We start from the raw sequence: 18845 nt of genomic DNA, 5'->3' as shown, positions 1-18845 counted from the left end.
TCGTTGTTTTTCCATAAGAACGATATATCGTCGTTTTGATTCGGTCCATACAAACGAATCGGATTCGGGATGTATTTATTTATACTATTTTATAATGTTATATGTCCTATGTTCTGATCTGCTTTGGTAAACCCCACATCAGTCAGACCGGGACGCATCATAATGATCCGCAAAATCTTGGGCATCCGCTCCCCAACTGTAGCTGCCCTGCGGGAAAGGCAGCATCGTTGCATTCCAGGCTGCCCATTCCTTTTTCAGACGGGCAAAAAGCTCGGGTTTGCGATCTTTCAGATTGGCTCTCTCGCGCGGATCTCTGACAACGTCGAACAGAAATTCGTTCTCCCCGATTTTCAGATATTTGTAATCGCCATCGAGATGAGCGTGCTGGTCATGGATCTTGTAACGCCAGAACAGTGAGCGCGGCTGGCGTTTCTCCGGATCACTCAGGAACGGCACAAGATTTGTACCGTCGGACGGGAAAGTTGCGTCCGGCGTCACACCCGCAGCTGCCAGAAAGCTGGGAAGCCAGTCCATCGTGATGAGGGTCTGGTCGCTTTCGGATCCTGCCCTCACCCGTGCGGGCCACCTCAGAACCGCCGGCACCCTGAGCCCACCCTCCAGAAGCTCCCCCTTCATGCCCGTAAAAGGCCAGATCTCGGAGAAACGCTCGCCACCGTTGTCGCTGGTAAACACGACGATCGTATTTTCCGTCAGTTGATGGCGATCAAGTGTCGCAAGAACCCGGCCGATCTGATCATCCATGGCTCTGACCATCCGGCCATAGGTCTTCTGCGTTCCGCCATCGTAGTCGAAGATTTTGCCTTTCAGGCGCTTTGACTCGGCCTCGTCCTCCGGCCCTTCCCAAGGCCAGTGCGGCGCATTGAAATGCAGACTGAGGAAAAATGGCGACGTGTCCTGTGCGAAAGTGTCGACCAGCCGAACGGCTTCGTCCCCCAGAAGCCCCGTCAGATAACCATGATCGTGGATCAGATGGTCGTCCCGATAAAACTGGTCCTCACCGGGTTTTGCCTGATGGGTGAAATAGTCGGCAGCACCACCGGAAATACCGTAAAAATGGTCATAGCCGCTCTTGAGCGGCCCGAACTCTGGAGGGCTCCCAAGGTGCCACTTCCCCACCAGAGCCGTCCTGTACCCGGCCCTGTGAAGTTGTTCCGGCAAGGTCGGCAATCCCGGCGGAAGCCCGATTTTCCCGCTGGAGGAGGCAATCGGTTCTTCCAGACCACAGGCAATCCGGTCCTGATAACGCCCGGTAATCAGGGCCGTCCGCGTCGCGGAACAGACGGCGGAGTTCGCATAGGCGCGCGTCAGCTTGATGCCTTCATGCGCGATACGGTCGATGGAAGGCGTTGTAAAACCCGGCGTGCCGAAGCAGCTCACATCCGCGTATCCAAGATCATCCGCAAGAATGAAAATGATGTTCGGTGCCTTTGCTCTTTCGCCGGAACGGCCCGAAATCCCCGGCTGGGCGATCGCCCGCGCTCCCGGCCCCGTCATTGCGCCAAGGCCGATCCCTGCGACAGTGGAAAGGAAGGCGCGACGCCTCTGGACAAATCGGGTCATCTGCGGGCTTTCAGTCTGGATTATTAAACTATCAATTGTAGTTAAAAATATTAACAACCAAAAAACAGGATGTAAATTCATAAAAACCAATATTGATGGTTGAAATAACCCCGAAAAGCGGTTTCAGTTGGCCAACTCCTCCGGGAGACCATGATTCCAGATAACAGGGTAAGTGATATGGCTTCGTTCCCACTCAGGCTCTCCACCGGCGCTATGGGCACGATGGCCTTGTGCACTGCCCTCATGGCCATCCCCGACGCAGCAAAAGCCGTCCCCAGCGTGGTGCCGACCGGCGTCACCCGTTACAGCCCCGAAAAGGCTTACAACAGTTTCATCCTGTTTTCCGGAAGCGACAATCATACCCATCTCATCGACATGAACGGTCACGAGGTCCGGCAATGGGCACAAGCCGGATTCCCCGCCAAATACATTGATCCCGCTCTGGTCCAGGGGCAGAAAGGCATTATCGGGCTTCAGCTTTCAGAAATCCGCGGGGACGGCACCCACAAGATCCCCGGAGCCACAGCCGGTTTCCGTAACCGAACGTTCGGCTATGTGGACTGGTCTGACAAAACGCTCTGGGAATGGGGTCTTCAGTCGCCTGAAGGCAATGCCCGTCAGCATCATGACTGGGCCCGCCTGCCCGATGGCGGCACGCTTCTTCTGGCCAACCAGAACCGCTCCATCCCCGGCGGGGCCAAGCCGGTACTGGATGACGTGATTTATGAGATCGCCCCGGACGGCAAAATCCGCTGGACCTGGAAGGCCGGAGACCATCTTCGGGAATTCGGCTTTACCGACAGCCAGCTTCAACTGGTAACGCATGCTGAAAATCCGGATTACCTTCATATCAACAACATGCAGCTTGTAGGCGATAACCACTGGTACCGTGCGGGAGACAAACGTTTCGCACCGGACAACATCCTGATCGATTCACGGGAGGCCAACTTCATCGCAATCCTGGACCGCCATTCCGGCAAGGTCGTCTGGCGTCTGGGCCCTAACCTCCCGCAGCGGCGCCGCAGCGAACCTGCTGTTCCTTTCGCCGTCGACCAGTTCGTCGGACAGCATGACGCGCATCTTGTTCCCGAAGGCCTACCGGGGGCAGGCAACCTGATCGTTTTCGACAATCAGGGAGAAGCAGGCTATCCCGCCCGTCCGTTGCAGGTCGCCAACGGTTCGCGAATTCTGGAAATCAATCCCGTAACGGCGCAGGTCGTCTGGCAGTACACAGGCGAGAATTCCGGCGGCCCGCCATGGTCCTTCTACAGCAGCTTCATCAGCTCCGTGGACCGGCTGCCCAATGGCAATACCCTGATCGACGAAGGCATGAACGGACGCTTCTTCCAGGTCACGCCCACGGGTGAAATCGTGTGGGAATATGTTTCGCCCTATTCAGGTGAAACGCCCGGCAGCTCTTCAGGAAAAACAACGCGCTCCAACTGGGTCTATCGTATCCAGCCCGTGCCATATGGATGGGTGCCCTCGACCGTCTCCCATACCGAAACAGTCGTGGTTCCGGCTTCAGATCCGGAAAAATAATACAATCGCAGGGCTGGCGGCCAAAGTCATGACGCCAGCCCTGCCTTCTCAGGCAGGCACCGTCGGTTCCGAAGGGGACTGACCATCGGGCGGATTGACAACCGCCCCCACCGGAGCCGCCACAGGCCCTTTGAGAAGCGGGTCCTGCGTCTCCTGCATCCAGCGCCGCAGGCGCTTTCTCATTTCCCGCAGAACGTCTCCATACTGCGGATCGTGACACAGGTTACCGGTTTCCGCAGGATCGAACGTCAGATCATAAAGAGCCTCTTCAGGCAGATGATGATCCGGCCATCCGGCCCCGACCCAGACGGACTTGCTGGGACTGTCATCGCAGTTCGGCAGCACAGGCTGCCTGCGACTTCCAAATCTGCGAATATATTTCCATCGCTGCGTCCGGACGGCCCGCATCGGTTCATATGACGCGTGATACGTCATCTCAGCATAGACGGCATCCCGGATTTCCGCCTGACTGCCCCGCAAGACCGGAAGAAAAGATTGCCCCACAAGCCAGGAAGGACGCGGGATGCCCAGATAATCATAAACTGTCGGAAAAACATCAATCTGCGAGACCATCACGTCCGACTGATGCCCCACGGCCAGACCCGGCCCTCGCATGATCAGTGCCGTTCCGATCCCGTCATCCGTCAGGTTGCATTTCATGCCCGGAAAAGCGATGCCATGATCCGTGACGAAAATAACCAGCGTATTGCGGTCATAACCATTTCTGGACAAAGCCCGCAAAACCCGCCCGACACCCGCATCCAACTGACGCGCGCTTGCCCCGAACGCCGCGAAATCGTGGCGGATTTCCGGCATATCGGGTAATGGACGCGGAACGCTTCGCACACGCTCCAGATCCGCGGGTGTCGGGTCCGGATACTCCCGATGCGTCTCGAAAAATCCGACATCCAGAAAAAATGGCTGTCTGGGCCGGCTGTCCAGAAACCGCTCGGCTATGGGTGCCACCACAGAAGCTTCCGCGCGCCATTTCCCGCTCTCGTCGCGATAGGCAAGATTCCTGTCATACCCCAGCGTGTCCGGATCAGCGGCAACATGCTGCATCCCTGTCAGCACGGCTTGATATCCGAATTTCTGCAGGTCCCGGAAAAGGAGCTGCCGCGGATCGTTCAGCCTGAAACCCCGATGCGCCAGCCCAATCATTCCGGAACGATGGGGGGACTGACCGGTCAGCAGAGCCGCACGACTGGGAGAGCAGACCGGTGCCGCACTGAACGCCTGCCGGAACGTCACGCCCTCACGCCCCAGAGAGGCTATTTCCGGAGTAGAGACCGCGCTGTCATAAGGCTCGAGCGACCGTCCACTGTCGTGGGAATGAAGATAGAGAATATTCGTCCACCTGCCTTTCGGAAGGGACTGCCCATATCCTTTTGCCACGAAGGCGCCTCCGCCTGAGGCAAGAAGGGTGCGACGTCTGACCTGTACCATGATGTTCCTGCGGATATTCTGCCCCCGCGCAGAGCCAAAAGCTTTGCGGAGAGTATGAGAGAATTGAGAGTTTCTTCCCGCAGCCTCTAGATCTGCGGATCGCTGATCCTGCCTCCCATGGCCGCCACCAGCTTCTTTCCTGCCGGACTCTGCATGGCGGTTGCATCAAAATCGGACGGCTGTTTCAGACGCGGCGTATAGGTTCCGGCGCGTTTTTCGCTGAGATACCGCGCGGCGGCCCGTACCGCGAAAAGCCCCAGAACACCCTGCACATCAGGCGGCGAAACACGCGTCGTCAGGGCCGCCTGAACAGCTGGCGTTACGGCGGGAGAGCGCACGTTCCGCCCATAAGTCGCCGCCAGAACCGCAGCCAGCGCCCCCTCCGGATCACCCGTTTGCGCGATCTTTCCCGCAACCCAGTCGATGGCCTGAGCAGCATCGGGGCCATTGAGCAGAATTTCACCCAGCACGGCCCTAACCACCGCAGACGGCTCTTTTCCAAATGCCAATGCCACATCATGAGTGGTCCGGGCATCCAGCGGCGTCTGCACCGCAAGAATACCCGTAGCCGCCCAGTACCGCACGGCTTCGCTATCATTTCCAAGAGAGGCCCTGAACGCCGGAAGATGTTCCGCACTCCGCTGGGTCACCTTCGCCCCCAGCGCCATCAGCGCAGGCAACGGATAGGCGCCGGGCTTGCGGCTTGCCTGATACCCCTGATGTCGCAGCCCTTCCGCAAGGAACGCATTATCGTTGATCGCAATCATCTGCGCATCAAGCACACCCCGCAGATGTTGCAGTTCAGCCTGATGCGCTGGATCGTCGATCAGGTTGCTGATCTGATGCGGATCACTCGCAAGATCATAAAGCTCTTCACCCGGCTTGGCCTGCCAGAAGGCTGCCTGAACAGCGTTCAGACGCCCCGCCAGCCACTCCTCTTCCCAGGATTGATAACCGCGACCTTTCCACTCATACGCATTATGCTGTCCGTAAATGCGATGTGGCATGTAATTGCGGATATAGCGGTAACGCCCACTCCGGACCGTTCGTATCAGATCCAGCCGTTCATCCATCCGGTTGCGACCGCTGAACACATGTTCGCGTGGCGGGGGAACGTGCTGCCCCAGAAACGGCTGTCCCTGCATATGCCGGGGAATTGCTGCCCCTGCCAGCGACAGTGTCGTCGGCGCCATATCCACCAGACTCACAAGATCCGGACTGACCTGCCCGGCCGCACGTTGCGCAAAATGCTGGAATTTCTTTGGAAACCGCACAATCAGGGGCACGTGCAGCCCCCCTTCATAACAGTAGCGCTTCGTTCTGGGCTGCACGCCGCCATGATCAGCGAAAAACATGACGATCGTGTCCTGCGCCAGACCATCCTGTTCAAGCTCGCCCAGAATATGGGCCACAGCCCTGTCCTGCCGGTTCACCATGTCGATGTTGCGCGCAATCGAATCCCGGATATCGGGCGTGTCCGGCAGATAGGGCGGAATATGGACCCGCGCAGGATCAGTCACGGTCGCGCCCGTCTCAAACAGATGGGATTCATGCGTGATGAGATAATTGTAGACCGCGAAAAAGGGTTTCCCCGCCGGGCGGTTCCGCCAGTGCGCCGTCACCGAACACTCATCCCAGATCGTCGCAGGATCAAGGTCACAGTTGTAGTCGGTAAAGACGTTATTGGTGCAGTAATACCCGGCCCCACGCATCAGTTCCGGAAGGCTCTCGAACTGTCCTGCAATGTGGGCCACAGCGCGCATGTTTTCCGCCGGTCCACAGCTTTGCGGATACAGCCCCGTGACCAGCGAGAAACGCGACGGAGAGCAGACCGGGGTAGTGGCATAGGCGCTTTTAAAGCAGTTTCCCTCGCGGGCCAGTGCGTCAATCGTCGGCGTCACCGCCAGAGGATTGCCGTAACATCCCAGAAGAGACGCATGGATATCATGGCAGACGATCCAGATAATGTTCGGCTTCCGGTCTATCGGGGTCTTTGACGCGGCAGAGACGGTCTTCGCCTTGGCACCAACACCAACACCGGCCGAAAACGCCACACCGGCCCCGCCCGTCGTCGCCAGAAGATGACGGCGGCTCACCGCTCTGGAGGGTCGATCCATGCTCACAGATCCACCACAGCCGATGACGCACATCTGAAACCGATATGACCGAGAGAGCTGTCAGGCGTCGTATGGGTCCGTGCCGAATTGCGATACCGGTTGCAATAGGAGTGATGGCACATATGCGATCCCCCCCGGATCACCCTGTCTGTTCCCTCGGGGGGTCCTGAAGGATTGCACCGCGTCAGGGCATTTTCAGCCTGATGCCAGACCGGGCTCCAGAAATCGGAGCACCATTCCCACGTATTGCCCACCATGTTGTAAAGACCGTATCCATTCGGCGGAAATGCTGTAACGGGCACGGTCGTCACATACCCGTCCTGCCGGGTGTTCTCATCGGGGAAACGTCCCTGCCAGATGTTACACTGCGCCTCCCCATCAGGACGCAGTTCATTTCCCCAGGGGTAACGGAAATTCTGCATCCGGCCCCGCGCGGCAATTTCCCATTCCGCTTCCGTCGGCAAACGCTTGCCCGCCCAGAGCGCATAGGCGGCCGCATCATTCCACGACACATGCACGACCGGATGATCCTGACGGGCCGAAATATGCGACCCCGGCCCTTCAGGATGACGCCACTGCGCGCCACGGACCGGCAGCCACCACGGAGTCTGCGGAACAGAACCCCGCAGACGGCGCTTCTTCGCCGTCGCCGTCGCTACCCCTTCGAAAACGAACGACCACCCCTCTGCTTCAGCCTCCGTCACATATCCCGTAGCTGCGATAAAAGCCGCAAACTGCCGGTTGGTGACGGCATATCTGTCGATCCAGAAAGCATCGACCTCCACGAGCCGGACCGGCCCCTCGCCATCCGCGACATGGGTTTCGGAATCATCAGCGCCAATCTGGTGTGTCCCCTCCCCGATCAGCACCATGTCCTCATAGCCCGATGCATGGCAGAGCTGACGATCCTGAAACACCGGAACAGACGGCGCGCGCGAAGACGCCCGTGCCGCCTGCGGAACGCAGCACGCTTTTTTCGGGTGAGCAGAAGCGGAGCTGAGGGTCATTAAACTGATCCTAGTAGTTTTATTATTAAAAAACTCTATTTTATCGTTATTGAAAACACAAACCCTTCGGCGTTTTCAATCCCGCGTTGCAAAATCGTTCTGTTTTCTTCTGAAATCTTTGTTTTTCAGCCGATTTTCAAGAATCGATCCGGGACACGCTTGACGGCAAGAGGCAGATCTATAATCAAAATTATATCGTTGTTTTAATTAATGACGTTTTGTTTTTGTTATATAGATCGACCCGACATTCCCCTGCTCCCGAAGGCTCATGGCCATGAAAAACCTGTCGTCCCGCCGTTACACCCTCAAAGGAACACTGGCTCTCGCTGCAACCCTCATCGCAGGTCCGTGCCTGTCCGCCGCACATGCTGCGGATTACCACCTTCTGAATGTGTCCTATGACCCGACGCGCGAGCTTTACAGCGACATCAACCATGCCTTCCCGGCCTTCTGGTCCAAGACCCATAGCGGAGACAGCGTTGTCGTAACGTCATCGCATGGCGGCTCCGGCGCGCAGGCGCGCTCGGTTCTGGAGGGCGCACCCGCGGATGTCGTCACGCTGGGTCTCGCCTACGATATTGATATTCTCGCCCAGAACGGCCTTCTGGCTACAGACTGGCAGAAACGCCTGCCGCACAATTCAACACCCTATACCAGCACGATCGTATTCCTCGTGCGTAAAGGCAATCCAAAGCACATCCACGATTGGCCCGATCTGATCCGCGATGGCATTCAGGTTGTCACCCCAAATCCCAAGACATCCGGGGGCGCACGATGGAACTATCTGGCCGCATGGGGCTGGGCGCTTCATCAGCCCGGCGGGACGGAGCAGTCCGCAACAGCATACCTCAAGGCGCTCTTTGCGCATGTCCCCGTTCTTGATACGGGCGCGCGTGGCGCCACCAACAGCTTCGTCCAGCGCGGCCTGGGCGATGTTCTGATCGCATGGGAAGACGAAGCCCTGCTGGCCTCGCGCGATCTGGGACCCGATAAATTCGATATTGTCGTGCCCCCCCTCACCATTCTCGCCGAACCTCCCGTCGCCACCGTGGACCGCAACGTGCAGGAACACGGAACCGAAGCCGTCTCCCGCGCCTATCTGGACTTCCTGTTCTCCCCAGAAGGCCAGCGGATCGGCGCCAGACACTATTTCCGCCCCGTGGACCCTGTGATTCAGGCCGAAACAGCCGCAGTCTTCCCACACACCACAACCTTCGACGTCGCCAGCCTGGGCGGCTGGACCCGCCTGCAGAAAACCCATTTCTCGGACGGCGGCGTGTTCGACCAGATCTACAGCCACTGAGTGTGAAACCCCTGACCGTGACGGGCCTGCGTTCTTTCCCGCGCCGACGCCAGACATTACCCGGCTTTTCACTGTCGCTGGGCCTGACCCTGCTCTGGACCGGGCTGCTCGTCGTGCTCCCCCTGACGGCGCTGCTGCTCCGGCCCTGGCAGCACGGCCTCGGCCCGATGATCCATGCGCTGCATGACGCACGCATGTATGCCGCCCTGCGGGTCAGTTTTATCTGCGCCTTCCTGGCGGTCCTCATTGACCTGCCGATCGGCCTGCTGCTGGCCTGGACCCTCGTCCGCTACCGACCGCCCGGCCATCGCGCCGTAAACGCCCTGATCGACCTCCCCTTCGCCATTCCCACAGCCGTGACCGGCATCGCTCTGGCCACCCTTTACGGCCCCGGCGGATGGATCGGCGCCCCTGCAGGAAAACTGGGACTGAAACTCGCCTTTTCTCCCGCTGGAATTGTCATCGCGCTGACCTTCATCGGACTGCCTTTCATCGTCCGTTCCGTCGAACCCGTGCTTCGCAGCTTTCCCAAGGATATCGAGGAAGCCGCTTTCCTTCTGGGCGCATCGGGATGGCAGCGTTTCTGCCGTATTCTCCTGCCCGCTCTCGCGCCCCCGCTTCTGAGCGGTACAGGGCTCGCCTTTGCACGGAGCATTGGGGAATACGGTTCCGTCATCTTCATTGCGGGCAACCAGCCTTTCCACAGCGAGGTCGCACCGCTGCTGATTGTCATGCGGCTTCAGGAATTCAACTATGATGGCGCAACCTCCATCGCCCTGATCCTGCTCGTCACAGCCCTGCTCTGCCTCATTGCCGTCAGCCATCTGCGTCGTTCGGTCTCTTCCGGACTGGTCCGCGAGGACGGCGCATGACCCGTCAGTCTTCCCGGATAACCCCCGTTGTCCTGACACTGCTCAGCTACACCATCATCGGCCTTCTCATCGTCCTGCCTGTGGCCCTGATCCTGCATGAAGCCCTGCGTCAGGGTCTGCATACGGCTCTTGAAACCCTCAAAGACCCGGAAGCCCGATCCGCCATCCGCCTGACAGCCTGCGTCACCGCCATCGTGACGGTCATCAACACGGCAGGCGGCATCGCTGCGGCTTGGACATTGACGAAATACGACTTCCGAGGTGCCCGCCTTCTGGTCAGCCTGATCGAACTGCCCATCAGCGTCTCGCCCGTGATTGCGGGGCTGGTCTGGCTGCTGCTTTTCGGCCGGCAGGGATGGTGGGGGAACTGGCTCGGCCATCACGGCCTACACATCGCCTTCGCCGTCCCCGGCATCATTCTTGCAACGCTCTTCGTGACCTTCCCCTACGTCGCCCGCACCCTCATGCCCTATATGGAACAGCAGGGCCGTGCCGCCGAAGAAGCCGCCTTCCTGCTCGGCGCGGGCTTCTGGAAAACCCTGATCCACGTCACACTCCCAGACGCAGGCTGGGCGCTTCTTTCGGGAATTCTTCTCACGACAGCCCGCGCCATGGGGGAGTTCGGCGCAGTCGCCGTCATCTCCGGCCACATCCCCGGCGTCACCGAAACCATGCCGCTCCATATCGAAACCCTCTATAACGGCTACCAGTCCGTAGCAGCCTTCGCGATGGCGGCCCTTCTCGTCCTTGTCGCAATGACAACGGTCCTGATCCGCATGTTTCTCGAGCGTTCTTTCAGAAAACAGCATCCATGAGCATCACTCTCGAAGCCTTCACGCAATACGCCCCTCGCTCTTCGCGCAAACTGCTCGATAACATCGCGCTAACCGTCGAAGACCGCGCGTTCGTCGCGCTTGTCGGACCGTCCGGAGCCGGAAAAACCACCCTGCTCAGAGCCATTGCAGGCCTTTCCTCCCATTCCGAAGGCACGCTTCTGATCGACGGCCTCCCCATCCACGACCGCCCCGTACAGGACCGGGGCATCGGATTTGTCTTCCAGAACTATGCCCTGTTCCGACACATGACCGTGGCCCGGAACATCGCCTTTGGCCTCGACGTCCTGCCCCGCGCACGGCGCCCCGATCGCGCCGCCATCCAGCGCCGCGTCACTGAACTTCTGGACCTCATCCAGCTTCCCCATCTCGCGAAAGCCTATCCGGACCAGCTTTCCGGCGGCCAGAGACAGCGCATAGCCCTCGCCCGCGCACTGGCAACCGGCCCCAGACTTCTCCTGCTCGATGAACCTTTCGGCGCCCTGGACCCTCTGGTCCGCCGTGACATCCGCCGCTGGCTCCGGGACCTGCACGACCGGATGAACCTGACGACCATTCTCGTCACCCATGACCACGAAGAAGCCATGGACGTCGCAGACACGCTCGTCGTTATGCAGGAGGGCCGCATCGTTCAGGCCGCCGACGCCTCCACCCTGAATGCTGCCCCCCAAACGCCCTTTGTCATGGAGTTTCTGGGCGAAACCCTCAAATTTCCGGGTGCCGTCCGGTCTGGTCAGTTCGTCGCGGACAACCCCGATATCGCCCCTTTCCCGTTCGAGGGGGCAGACGGAAACGCGACCGCTTTTATCCGCCCACATGACGTCTTCCTCCTGCCCGGGGCTGGACAGGCTTCCGTGGAAAAACGCCCCCATTTTTCCAACGGGCTTTTCCGCTATCAGATCGTTACCGCCGAGGCCGCATTTGAAATGATTACACCCACAGACCTCTCCCCACAGGAGATGCAGAATGTCCGCGTCGACATCAGCCGCGGAAAAATTTTCTATCCCGCTGCTGCGTCAGAAGACCCTCCGAAGCCAGCCTGAGCGGGCCATTCATATCTGCACGTCAAAGGTCGTCGTCCATTCCGATCGCTCGCCAGCCTGGCTCAGGACCAGCGTCCCGCCATGGCCCCTGACAATCTGGCGTGCCAGCGGCAGTCCGATCCCGTTGCCGCCCGTCTTGAACGAGACGAACGGCTCGAAAACCTGTTCCCGCAGCGCTGCATCAATCCCTGAACCATTATCGCGGATTCTGATCAGAACGGCCCGATCGGCCATTTCAACAGCCAGTTGCACTCGGGGCGCAGACTGTCCCAGAGCAGCCTCGGCCCCGTTGTTCAGAAGATTCATGAGCGCCTGCTCCATCTGCGCGGCATCAAGCCGGACCATGAGCCGCCCCGCAGGCACCACCACGTTCAGCACCACGCGCCCACCCCATCGCGCCATAAAAAGCGTGGCGATTTCACGCACCAGCGCGCCAAGGTCTGCGGGCTTCAGATCCGGTCTGGGCAGACGCGCCAGATCGCGATAGCCGCGCACGAAACGATCCAGCCCCTCTGCACGACGCCGGATCGTCCCAAGCGCCTCCGCAATCAATGGCCCTGTCTCATGGCGGCTGTTTGCCGGTCCCCGACATTCGGAAAACAGCTCTTCGGCGGTGGCGGACAGGGAAACGATGGGTGTGAGGGAATTCATGATCTCGTGGCTGAGAACCTGAAGAAGACCACGCAGCGCCTGAGCTTCCGCAGCGTTCAACCCGGCCTCGATGTCCGTCAGCGCCAGATACGCAACGATCCCTCCTGCCCCGGCGCCTTTGCCGACCGACAGCGCATAGACCCGCGGCGCACTCCCTGCCGATGCCAGACGGATCAGGCGTTTTTCCGGCCCCGACGCCTCCTTCTCCAAAACCGCAATGAGAGCTTCGGGTGGCTCACGCAAAACCCCTTCCGTCATGAACAAACGCCGGGCCGCACGATTAGCGGCATGCAGAGTCCCATCCACATACTGAACCAGAAGCGGCACCGGCGCATGATCGAGCAGCGCCCGGTTCCGCAGCTTTTCCCGATCCACGGGACGTACGACGGAAGGCTCGTGCCGTTTCAGACGCCGCGTCATCCGGATCTGCGCCGCAACGACAGACCCTGCACAGATCAGCCCCACACAGGCAGACAGAAGGGCCGTCGCATAAAACCCCCGTTGCCAGACCGGAATGGTCAGCAGACAGGCCGCCACGATGCCGAAAAGCCGCAGGAACGTCTCAGCTACGACCCGCATCTAAAGCCCGTACCGTGCCATACGACGATACAGCGCCGGTCTGGTCAGACCCAGTTCCCGCGCAGCCTGCGTCACATTGAATCCATGCTTGCGCAACGCCGTCTCGATCAGGGATCGCTCGGTATCGCGCAGCGTCAGCGCTGCGTTCGGAACCGCTTCGGCCTCTTCGGAAGCCGTTTCCCATGTCCCGGTGAGTACAGCCCGCTCAACCACCGCACGCAGACCGCGCACATTCTGAGGCCACTCTTCCTCACACAGCAACCGAAGCCGGCCCTCGTCCATTGCGGGTTCCGCAAGTCCATGTCGGGCTGCGAAATACCGCAGGAAATGCGCGCTCAGAGCAACGATATCGTCCGCTCGCCCCTGCAAAGGAGAGAGGGTCAATCCGACCATTCCCAGATGCAGCATCAGCCGCGGATCCAGCATACCCTCCAGAGCCGCATGATCCCGCGAGGACAGAGCAATCACCCGTGGAGCCACGCGTGCGTCCAGCCTGTCCGCCAGACGGCGCTGCATGGGCGCAGACAGCGCTTCGATATTGCGAAAGATCCACGTTCCCCGCCCTTCCGGCAAAGCCTCGCAATCCTCCGCACGGAGCATCACCGCAGGATCGTCTTCATAAGAAAGAGCATGAATGCGCCGCGCCAGCAGCATCTTCCCGACACCCGGCGCGCCCGTGATGATCAGTGACGCGCGGGTCACAGCCAGACGGTCCGCTTCGGCAACGGTCCGCCTCAGATCATCGGACGCTATAATCAGAGCGGGTTCTGCCTCAGTCGCCTGACAGGCCCGGCATTTCTTCAGCGTCCCCTCGACCAGCGCCAGAAGGCGCTCGTTATTCCAGGGCTTCATAACGAAATCGACAGCCCCCGCGCGCATCGCCGCAACAGCAATCGTCACGCCACTATGGCCGGTCACGACAATCACCGGCAGGTCCGGACGCAGGACCAGCATGTCCCTGAGCAGGGCCAGCCCTTCGGCACCAGCAGTCATTCCTTTCGTATAATTGAGATCGAGCAGCACGAGATCGACAGGAAACGACGCCAGCTGCGTCAACGCCTCATCCGCCCCATGCGCGGAAAGAATGTCCAGCCCGCTGCGACGGAACAGCAGACGGGCCGCAACCTGCACATCGCGATCGTCATCAACGAAGAGAAGACGCGGTGCCGGAAGAGCGGATTTCCCCGATTCGTTTCGGATTGCATTCATTGTGATCTTGACAGACCTCTCAGGGGTGTCCGGTTCCGGACACCCTGTTCGAAACCGGACATACCCGTAAAATCAGAATCAATTTTATCGTTATTTATCAATAAGTTAAATTCCATTTCCACCATGATACACTGTTTGCCAACAGGAGAAATAGTGCATGGATCAACCCGTTTCCAAAGCCCCGCCGAACGCCGCACTCCGCCCTGCATCCGGTGCCGTCATGGACCGGGCAGTCGCCCCGTCGCGGAGCAGAATCCTGACCCGGCGGGCGTTGCGTTATGGTGCCCCCGTCGCGGTTGCGGGCCTGATCTGGGCCGGGTGGCGCCTCGTCCCGGCATCGGGAACGCTTTCTGTCTCTCAGGAGCAGTTGACGGTGGCGACCGTCCGGTCCGCGCCATTTCTCGACTACCTTCCCGTCCGCGCCACCGTAGCCCCGCTCAACGTGACCTTCATCGACGCCATTCAGGGCGGCGAGGTGGCGGAAGTCGTGGCGAAAGACGGCGCACTCGTGAAAAAGGGAGACGTTCTGGCGCATCTGACCAACCCCCAGCTCCAGCTCGACGTCACCTCCCGCGAAGCCCAGATCGCAAGCCAGCTTGGGGCGGTCAGCGCCCAGCGCCTGACCCTGCAACAGACCCGCACGACCGAAGAAACGCAGCGCGCGGAGGCCCGCTACAATCTCCTCAAGGCCCAGCGCGAACTCTCCATCCGCCAGCAGCTTCACGATCAGGGTTTTGAATCTGACGCCAACGTCCAGTCCTACCGCGACGAGGCGGACTATTATGCCCAGCGCCTGAAACGCCTCGAAAGCGCCCTGACGCAGGACCTGAAAGTCGCGGACCGGCAGGGTGGCGAAATCGACGAGGAAGCCCAGCGCCTGCGCTCCAATCTGGACGTGGTGGAGGCCAGTCTCGGAGCGCTTGATCTCCGTGCGCCGCTGGATGGTCGTCTGACCAATTTCGATCTCCAGCCCGGCCAGTCGCTCAAAGCCGGAGACAAGATCGGCCAGATCGACAGCGAAGGCCAGTACAGGCTCGATGCGGATATCGATGAGTTCTATCTGGGCCGGGTCGCCGTCGGCGAGCGTGCCGAAGCCGATCTGAGCGACACGAAACTGCCCATGACCGTCTCACGGGTTCACCCACAGGTTACGAACGGTCAGTTCCGCGCGGAACTGACTTTCGACAGACCGCCACCAGCCGGACTACGGCGCGGAGAGAGCGTCGATCTGCGCATCACGCTCGGAGAAACCCATCGTGCGCTCGTCCTGCCCAACGGAGCATGGCTGGAGGCCAGCGGCGGCTCTTCGGCCTTCGTCATGGCCTCGGGCGAGCATAGTGCGGACCGCGTATCGATCACATCCGGCCGCCGCAATCCCGAACAGGTCGAGATCACCGGCGGCCTGCATGACGGCGATCGGGTGATCGTCTCTTCCTACAATTCCTACAAGAATTTCAGCCATCTCGCGATTCACTGACGCAACGCATTGCAGGACCGGACACCATGCTGATCGAACTCTCGCACATCCAGCGCCTCTACCGCTCCGACGAAGTGGAGACGACCGCTCTGCACGACATCGAACTCCAGATCGAAAAAGGCGAATTCGTCGCGATCATGGGGCCGTCGGGCTGCGGCAAATCCACGCTGCTCAACATCCTCGGCACGATCGACCGTCCGACCGGCGGCTCATACCGCTTCGGCGAGCATGAACTGACGGCGATGAACGAGGCAGAACTGGCGAAATTCCGCCGCGAACATCTGGGCTATGTGTTCCAGAGCTTCAACCTGATCGACGAACTGACGATCGAGGAGAATATCGAACTCGCCCTGATCTATCGCAACATGCCCAAAGCCGAGCGGCAGAGCCGTGTGTCCCATGCCATGGACCATGTCGGCATCGCCCATCGGGCGCGGCATTACCCCTCCCAGCTTTCCGGCGGCCAGCAGCAGCGCGCGGCCATCGCACGCGCCATCGTGGGCGAACCCAGCCTCATCCTCGCCGACGAACCGACCGGCAATCTCGACACCGAAAACGGCGCACAGGTGATGGACATCCTCCAACGCCTCAACGACGAGGGCGCCACCATCATCATGGTCACGCACTCCCCCAGCCACGCCGACCTCGCCCGCCGCCGCATCGACATGCTCGACGGACAGGTCGTCGTCTCCGTCCGCAACGCGATCTGAAGCGACAGCAAGGGAGGACCGAGGGCCATGAGGACGATAATATCGGATTTCTGGCGGCTGGCCGTGCGCTACAGGCTCTATACCGCCCTGAATGTGATCGGTCTTGGGTTGGGCGTAGCCACGTTTCTCACACTGGCGCTGGTGGCGCGTTACGAACTGAGCTGGGACAGCTTTTACCGGCACTCGGCGTCGATCTACGAACTACAGGCTGATTTCATGATCGGCAGCGGCACATTTCATATGGCCGCGCTTCATGACCCGGTGCTTCCGGCAGTCCAGACCCGTATGCCCGGTCTGCAAGGCACGCGCCTTGAACAGATCTCCGCAGATCTGGTGGCGCCCTCGGACATCAGCAGAACGGTGCATTACGACCAGACGGTCAGCTTCGTCGATCCGAATTTCTTCGACCTTTTCGACCTGAAATTCACAGCCGGTTCCCCAGCCGTTCTTTCCTCGCCCGAAAACATCATCCTGTCGGCGACCATGGCGCGGCAGCTGTTTGGGGAAAAACCCGCGCTCGGCCAGACACTGGAGGTCACGCGTCATGGGAAAACCTCCATCTATCGTGTCACAGGAGTACTCCGCGACCATCCGTCCAACACCACGATCCCGACCGATCTGATTGCCGCAATCCCGAAGACCGGTGCGGACCGCCCCTGCGACGGCTGGGACACGATGTGCGCGCACGCATACGCGGTGCTGCCCACACCCGCATTACGCCAGTCTTTTCTTCAAAACGCCCATGACGTCCTGATGGCCTCCCCGATGTCCCGCGCCATTGAGCAGAAAGATCCGGGGGGTGAAAAAATGACCCTCAAGATTGTTCCTCTCCCGCTCGTTCATTTCGGCTCCGATGGCGTGGCGGAGGACGGGGCATCACGCAGCGTGCTGCTCGCACTCGCCGCAATCGGCACCCTCTCCCTGCTCGCGGGGGCGATGAATTACGTCAATCTCGCCACAGCGCAGTCTCTGGGACGGGCACGGGAAATGGCCATCCGCAAGGTTCTCGGCGCCTCCCACACCCGGCTGATGATCCGCTTTCTGGGGGAAACCCTCGTGCTGACGACGCTGGCGGCCATACTGGGGCTGGTGTTGACGGAGATCGCCGTCCCGACAGTTGCCAGCCTCTCAGGCTGGGCCGTGACGCTGGATTACGGCTGGGCGCTCCCGCTCCTGGGCGCCGTCATTGTCGTCCTCACGCTGGGAGCCGGCTTTTACCCCGCCTTCATGCTGTCCTCCTTTTCACCCGCACCCATCCTCGCCTCCGCCCGCCTTCCGGCACAGGGGCGCTTCGGTGCACGGATCCGGCTCTTTCTGGTGGGGTTCCAGTTCGCATTCGCCGTGACGCTCGGGATCTGCACCCTCGTCGTCAACGCGCAGGCGCTGCATCTGCGTCATCTGGACCGGGGCATGACGATCCCCGGCCTCGCCATTATCGCCACAGAAAACCTCAACGCGCTGGACAGGCAGCAGACCGCCATCGTGAACCTCCTGCGCGCCATGCCCGACGTCACCGACTTGTCCGTCTCGGCGGGAGGGACACTCGGGCGCTACGACGTCGGGAGCGTCCACCGCGCACCCGGCCAGAAAGCCTTCATGGCGCAGACCGTCGCCCATGACGAAGCATTCTTCAGGACGTTCCGGCTGCACCTGCTCGCGGGACGCCTGACAACATCTGCCCGCGCGACAGATGTCACACACACGAAAAACGGCAATCCGGACGTGCTGGCGCAGAACTTTGTCCTCAGCCGAGAAGCAACGCGCAAGCTCGGTTTTTCTTCGCCGCAGGCCGCTCTGGGACAGACCTTCATGTTTGGTGACAGCCATATCGCCGAGAAACGTACGATTGTCGGTGTCGTCGAGGACGTTATTCTCAATTCGGGGCAGGAAACGTTGCCTCCCTCAATCTACGAACTTGAAACAAACCCGATCGAGCAGGGGATCATTGCGTTCCGGGCCGCACCGGGTGCGATGCCCCGTGTTCTGAGCACACTGCGCAAGGCGTGGCCGACACTGGCGCCCGGAGTTCCGTTCGAGCCCCAGACCATGACCGAAATCATCGCGGAATCAACCCGGGCCGATATCGCACGCGGCCGTCTGTTCAGCATTGGCGCGGCCGTCGCCATCGCCATCGCCTGCCTCGGTCTGTACGGACTGGCGGCTTTCAATGCCGAACGCCGGATGCACGAAGTCGGCATCCGCAAGACACTGGGCGCCACGACCGCGCAGATCATGCGCCTGCTGCTGGGGCAATTCCTGCGCCCCGTCCTGTACGCCAGCCTGATCGCCTGGCCGGTGGCGTGGGTGTTCATGCGGAACTGGCTCACGGGCTTCGACAACCCGGTCGCACTGACACCTCTGTATTTCGTGCTCACCACGCTGCTCGCCGCACTGCTGTGTGCGCTGACAATCTTCGGCCGGACTTTCGGCCTCGCCCGGGCCGAGCCCGCCCGCGCCCTGCGCGCGGAGTAACTG

General features: G+C 60.4%; 14 protein-coding genes. 8 read left to right on the top strand and 6 right to left on the bottom strand.

From position 1 onward, the window contains the following. Window positions 1-138: 138 nt before the first annotated feature. Window positions 139-1581 (bottom strand): sulfatase, encoded by a 1443-nt coding sequence (locus tag JK208_RS09255; protein WP_211575795.1) that lies wholly within the window; start codon window positions 1579-1581, stop codon window positions 139-141. A 177-nt stretch (window positions 1582-1758) separates the two neighbouring features. Between JK208_RS09255 and JK208_RS09250 the strand changes: the two genes are divergently transcribed. Further along, window positions 1759-3123, top strand: a complete 1365-nt coding sequence (locus JK208_RS09250) for an aryl-sulfate sulfotransferase (protein ID WP_211575794.1) — start codon at window positions 1759-1761, stop codon at window positions 3121-3123. A gap of 48 nt (window positions 3124-3171) precedes the next feature. Here the strand turns inward: JK208_RS09250 and JK208_RS09245 are convergent, their stop codons facing one another. The 3 genes from JK208_RS09245 to JK208_RS09235 form a co-directional block, all read right to left on the bottom strand. Then, a complete protein-coding gene (locus JK208_RS09245) occupies window positions 3172-4569 on the bottom strand; it encodes a sulfatase (protein ID WP_211575793.1) in 1398 nt (465 codons plus the stop codon). Window positions 4570-4655: 86 nt separating this feature from the next. Then, window positions 4656-6686, bottom strand: a complete 2031-nt coding sequence (locus JK208_RS09240) for a sulfatase (protein ID WP_211575791.1) — start codon at window positions 6684-6686, stop codon at window positions 4656-4658. 2 nt (window positions 6687-6688) lie between these two features. Further along, the gene (locus JK208_RS09235) at window positions 6689-7693 is read right to left on the bottom strand and encodes a formylglycine-generating enzyme family protein (protein ID WP_211575789.1); all 1005 of its coding nucleotides are present in this window, start codon (window positions 7691-7693) and stop codon (window positions 6689-6691) included. A 274-nt stretch (window positions 7694-7967) separates the two neighbouring features. On the opposite strand from JK208_RS09235, the gene JK208_RS09230 reads away from it, so the two are divergent. Genes JK208_RS09230 through JK208_RS09215 form a run of 4 tightly spaced genes read left to right on the top strand, consistent with a single transcriptional unit; the run spans window position 7968 to window position 11744 of the window. Further along, entirely contained in the window at window positions 7968-8996 is a 1029-nt protein-coding gene (locus tag JK208_RS09230) for a sulfate ABC transporter substrate-binding protein (RefSeq protein ID WP_408872107.1), read from the top strand. A 17-nt stretch (window positions 8997-9013) separates the two neighbouring features. Further along, complete coding sequence (gene cysT / locus JK208_RS09225) at window positions 9014-9868, top strand: sulfate ABC transporter permease subunit CysT (RefSeq protein WP_349291976.1); 855 nt, start codon at window positions 9014-9016, stop codon at window positions 9866-9868. Further along, complete coding sequence (locus tag JK208_RS09220; RefSeq protein WP_211575787.1) at window positions 9865-10683, top strand: sulfate ABC transporter permease; 819 nt, start codon at window positions 9865-9867, stop codon at window positions 10681-10683. Before cysT ends, JK208_RS09220 begins: the two co-directional genes overlap by 4 nt. Then, entirely contained in the window at window positions 10680-11744 is a 1065-nt protein-coding gene (locus JK208_RS09215) for a sulfate/molybdate ABC transporter ATP-binding protein (protein WP_211575786.1), read from the top strand. Before JK208_RS09220 ends, JK208_RS09215 begins: the two co-directional genes overlap by 4 nt. Window positions 11745-11753: 9 nt before the next feature. On the opposite strand, the gene JK208_RS09210 is transcribed toward JK208_RS09215, so the two are convergent. After that, the gene (locus tag JK208_RS09210; RefSeq protein ID WP_211575784.1) at window positions 11754-12974 is read right to left on the bottom strand and encodes a PAS domain-containing sensor histidine kinase; all 1221 of its coding nucleotides are present in this window, start codon (window positions 12972-12974) and stop codon (window positions 11754-11756) included. Continuing rightward, window positions 12975-14183 carry a sigma-54 dependent transcriptional regulator gene (locus JK208_RS09205; RefSeq protein ID WP_211575782.1) on the bottom strand — a complete coding sequence of 403 codons (1209 nt, stop codon included), beginning with the start codon at window positions 14181-14183 and terminating at the stop codon, window positions 12975-12977. A 157-nt stretch (window positions 14184-14340) separates the two neighbouring features. Here JK208_RS09205 and JK208_RS09200 point away from each other — a divergent pair, with 157 nt between their 5' ends. The 3 genes from JK208_RS09200 to JK208_RS09190 are packed head-to-tail and all read left to right on the top strand — an operon-like array spanning window position 14341 to window position 18842. Further along, the gene (locus JK208_RS09200) at window positions 14341-15660 is read left to right on the top strand and encodes an efflux RND transporter periplasmic adaptor subunit (protein WP_249202062.1); all 1320 of its coding nucleotides are present in this window, start codon (window positions 14341-14343) and stop codon (window positions 15658-15660) included. A gap of 26 nt (window positions 15661-15686) precedes the next feature. After that, the gene (locus JK208_RS09195; RefSeq protein ID WP_146859045.1) at window positions 15687-16370 is read left to right on the top strand and encodes an ABC transporter ATP-binding protein; all 684 of its coding nucleotides are present in this window, start codon (window positions 15687-15689) and stop codon (window positions 16368-16370) included. Window positions 16371-16397: 27 nt separating this feature from the next. Beyond that, window positions 16398-18842 carry an ABC transporter permease gene (locus JK208_RS09190; RefSeq protein ID WP_211575780.1) on the top strand — a complete coding sequence of 815 codons (2445 nt, stop codon included), beginning with the start codon at window positions 16398-16400 and terminating at the stop codon, window positions 18840-18842. Window positions 18843-18845 lie beyond the last annotated feature (3 nt).

It is taken from the genome of Gluconobacter sp. Dm-74, assembly GCF_018256135.1.
GTDB lineage: Bacteria > Pseudomonadota > Alphaproteobacteria > Acetobacterales > Acetobacteraceae > Gluconobacter > Gluconobacter cadivus.
The sequence above is the reverse complement of the archived record's forward strand: the minus strand, read 5'-3'. Positions and strand labels throughout refer to the sequence as shown.

Coding starts and splice junctions, on each gene's coding strand:
- JK208_RS09255 (WP_211575795.1), bottom strand. CDS start 1,581: ATGACCCGATTTGTCCAGAGGCGTCGCGCCTTCCTTTCCACTGTCGCA.
- JK208_RS09250 (WP_211575794.1), top strand. CDS start 1,759: ATGGCTTCGTTCCCACTCAGGCTCTCCACCGGCGCTATGGGCACGATG.
- JK208_RS09245 (WP_211575793.1), bottom strand. CDS start 4,569: ATGGTACAGGTCAGACGTCGCACCCTTCTTGCCTCAGGCGGAGGCGCC.
- JK208_RS09240 (WP_211575791.1), bottom strand. CDS start 6,686: ATGGATCGACCCTCCAGAGCGGTGAGCCGCCGTCATCTTCTGGCGACG.
- JK208_RS09235 (WP_211575789.1), bottom strand. CDS start 7,693: ATGACCCTCAGCTCCGCTTCTGCTCACCCGAAAAAAGCGTGCTGCGTT.
- JK208_RS09230 (WP_408872107.1), top strand. CDS start 7,968: ATGAAAAACCTGTCGTCCCGCCGTTACACCCTCAAAGGAACACTGGCT.
- JK208_RS09220 (WP_211575787.1), top strand. CDS start 9,865: ATGACCCGTCAGTCTTCCCGGATAACCCCCGTTGTCCTGACACTGCTC.
- JK208_RS09215 (WP_211575786.1), top strand. CDS start 10,680: ATGAGCATCACTCTCGAAGCCTTCACGCAATACGCCCCTCGCTCTTCG.
- JK208_RS09210 (WP_211575784.1), bottom strand. CDS start 12,974: ATGCGGGTCGTAGCTGAGACGTTCCTGCGGCTTTTCGGCATCGTGGCG.
- JK208_RS09205 (WP_211575782.1), bottom strand. CDS start 14,183: ATGAATGCAATCCGAAACGAATCGGGGAAATCCGCTCTTCCGGCACCG.
- JK208_RS09200 (WP_249202062.1), top strand. CDS start 14,341: ATGGATCAACCCGTTTCCAAAGCCCCGCCGAACGCCGCACTCCGCCCT.
- JK208_RS09195 (WP_146859045.1), top strand. CDS start 15,687: ATGCTGATCGAACTCTCGCACATCCAGCGCCTCTACCGCTCCGACGAA.
- JK208_RS09190 (WP_211575780.1), top strand. CDS start 16,398: ATGAGGACGATAATATCGGATTTCTGGCGGCTGGCCGTGCGCTACAGG.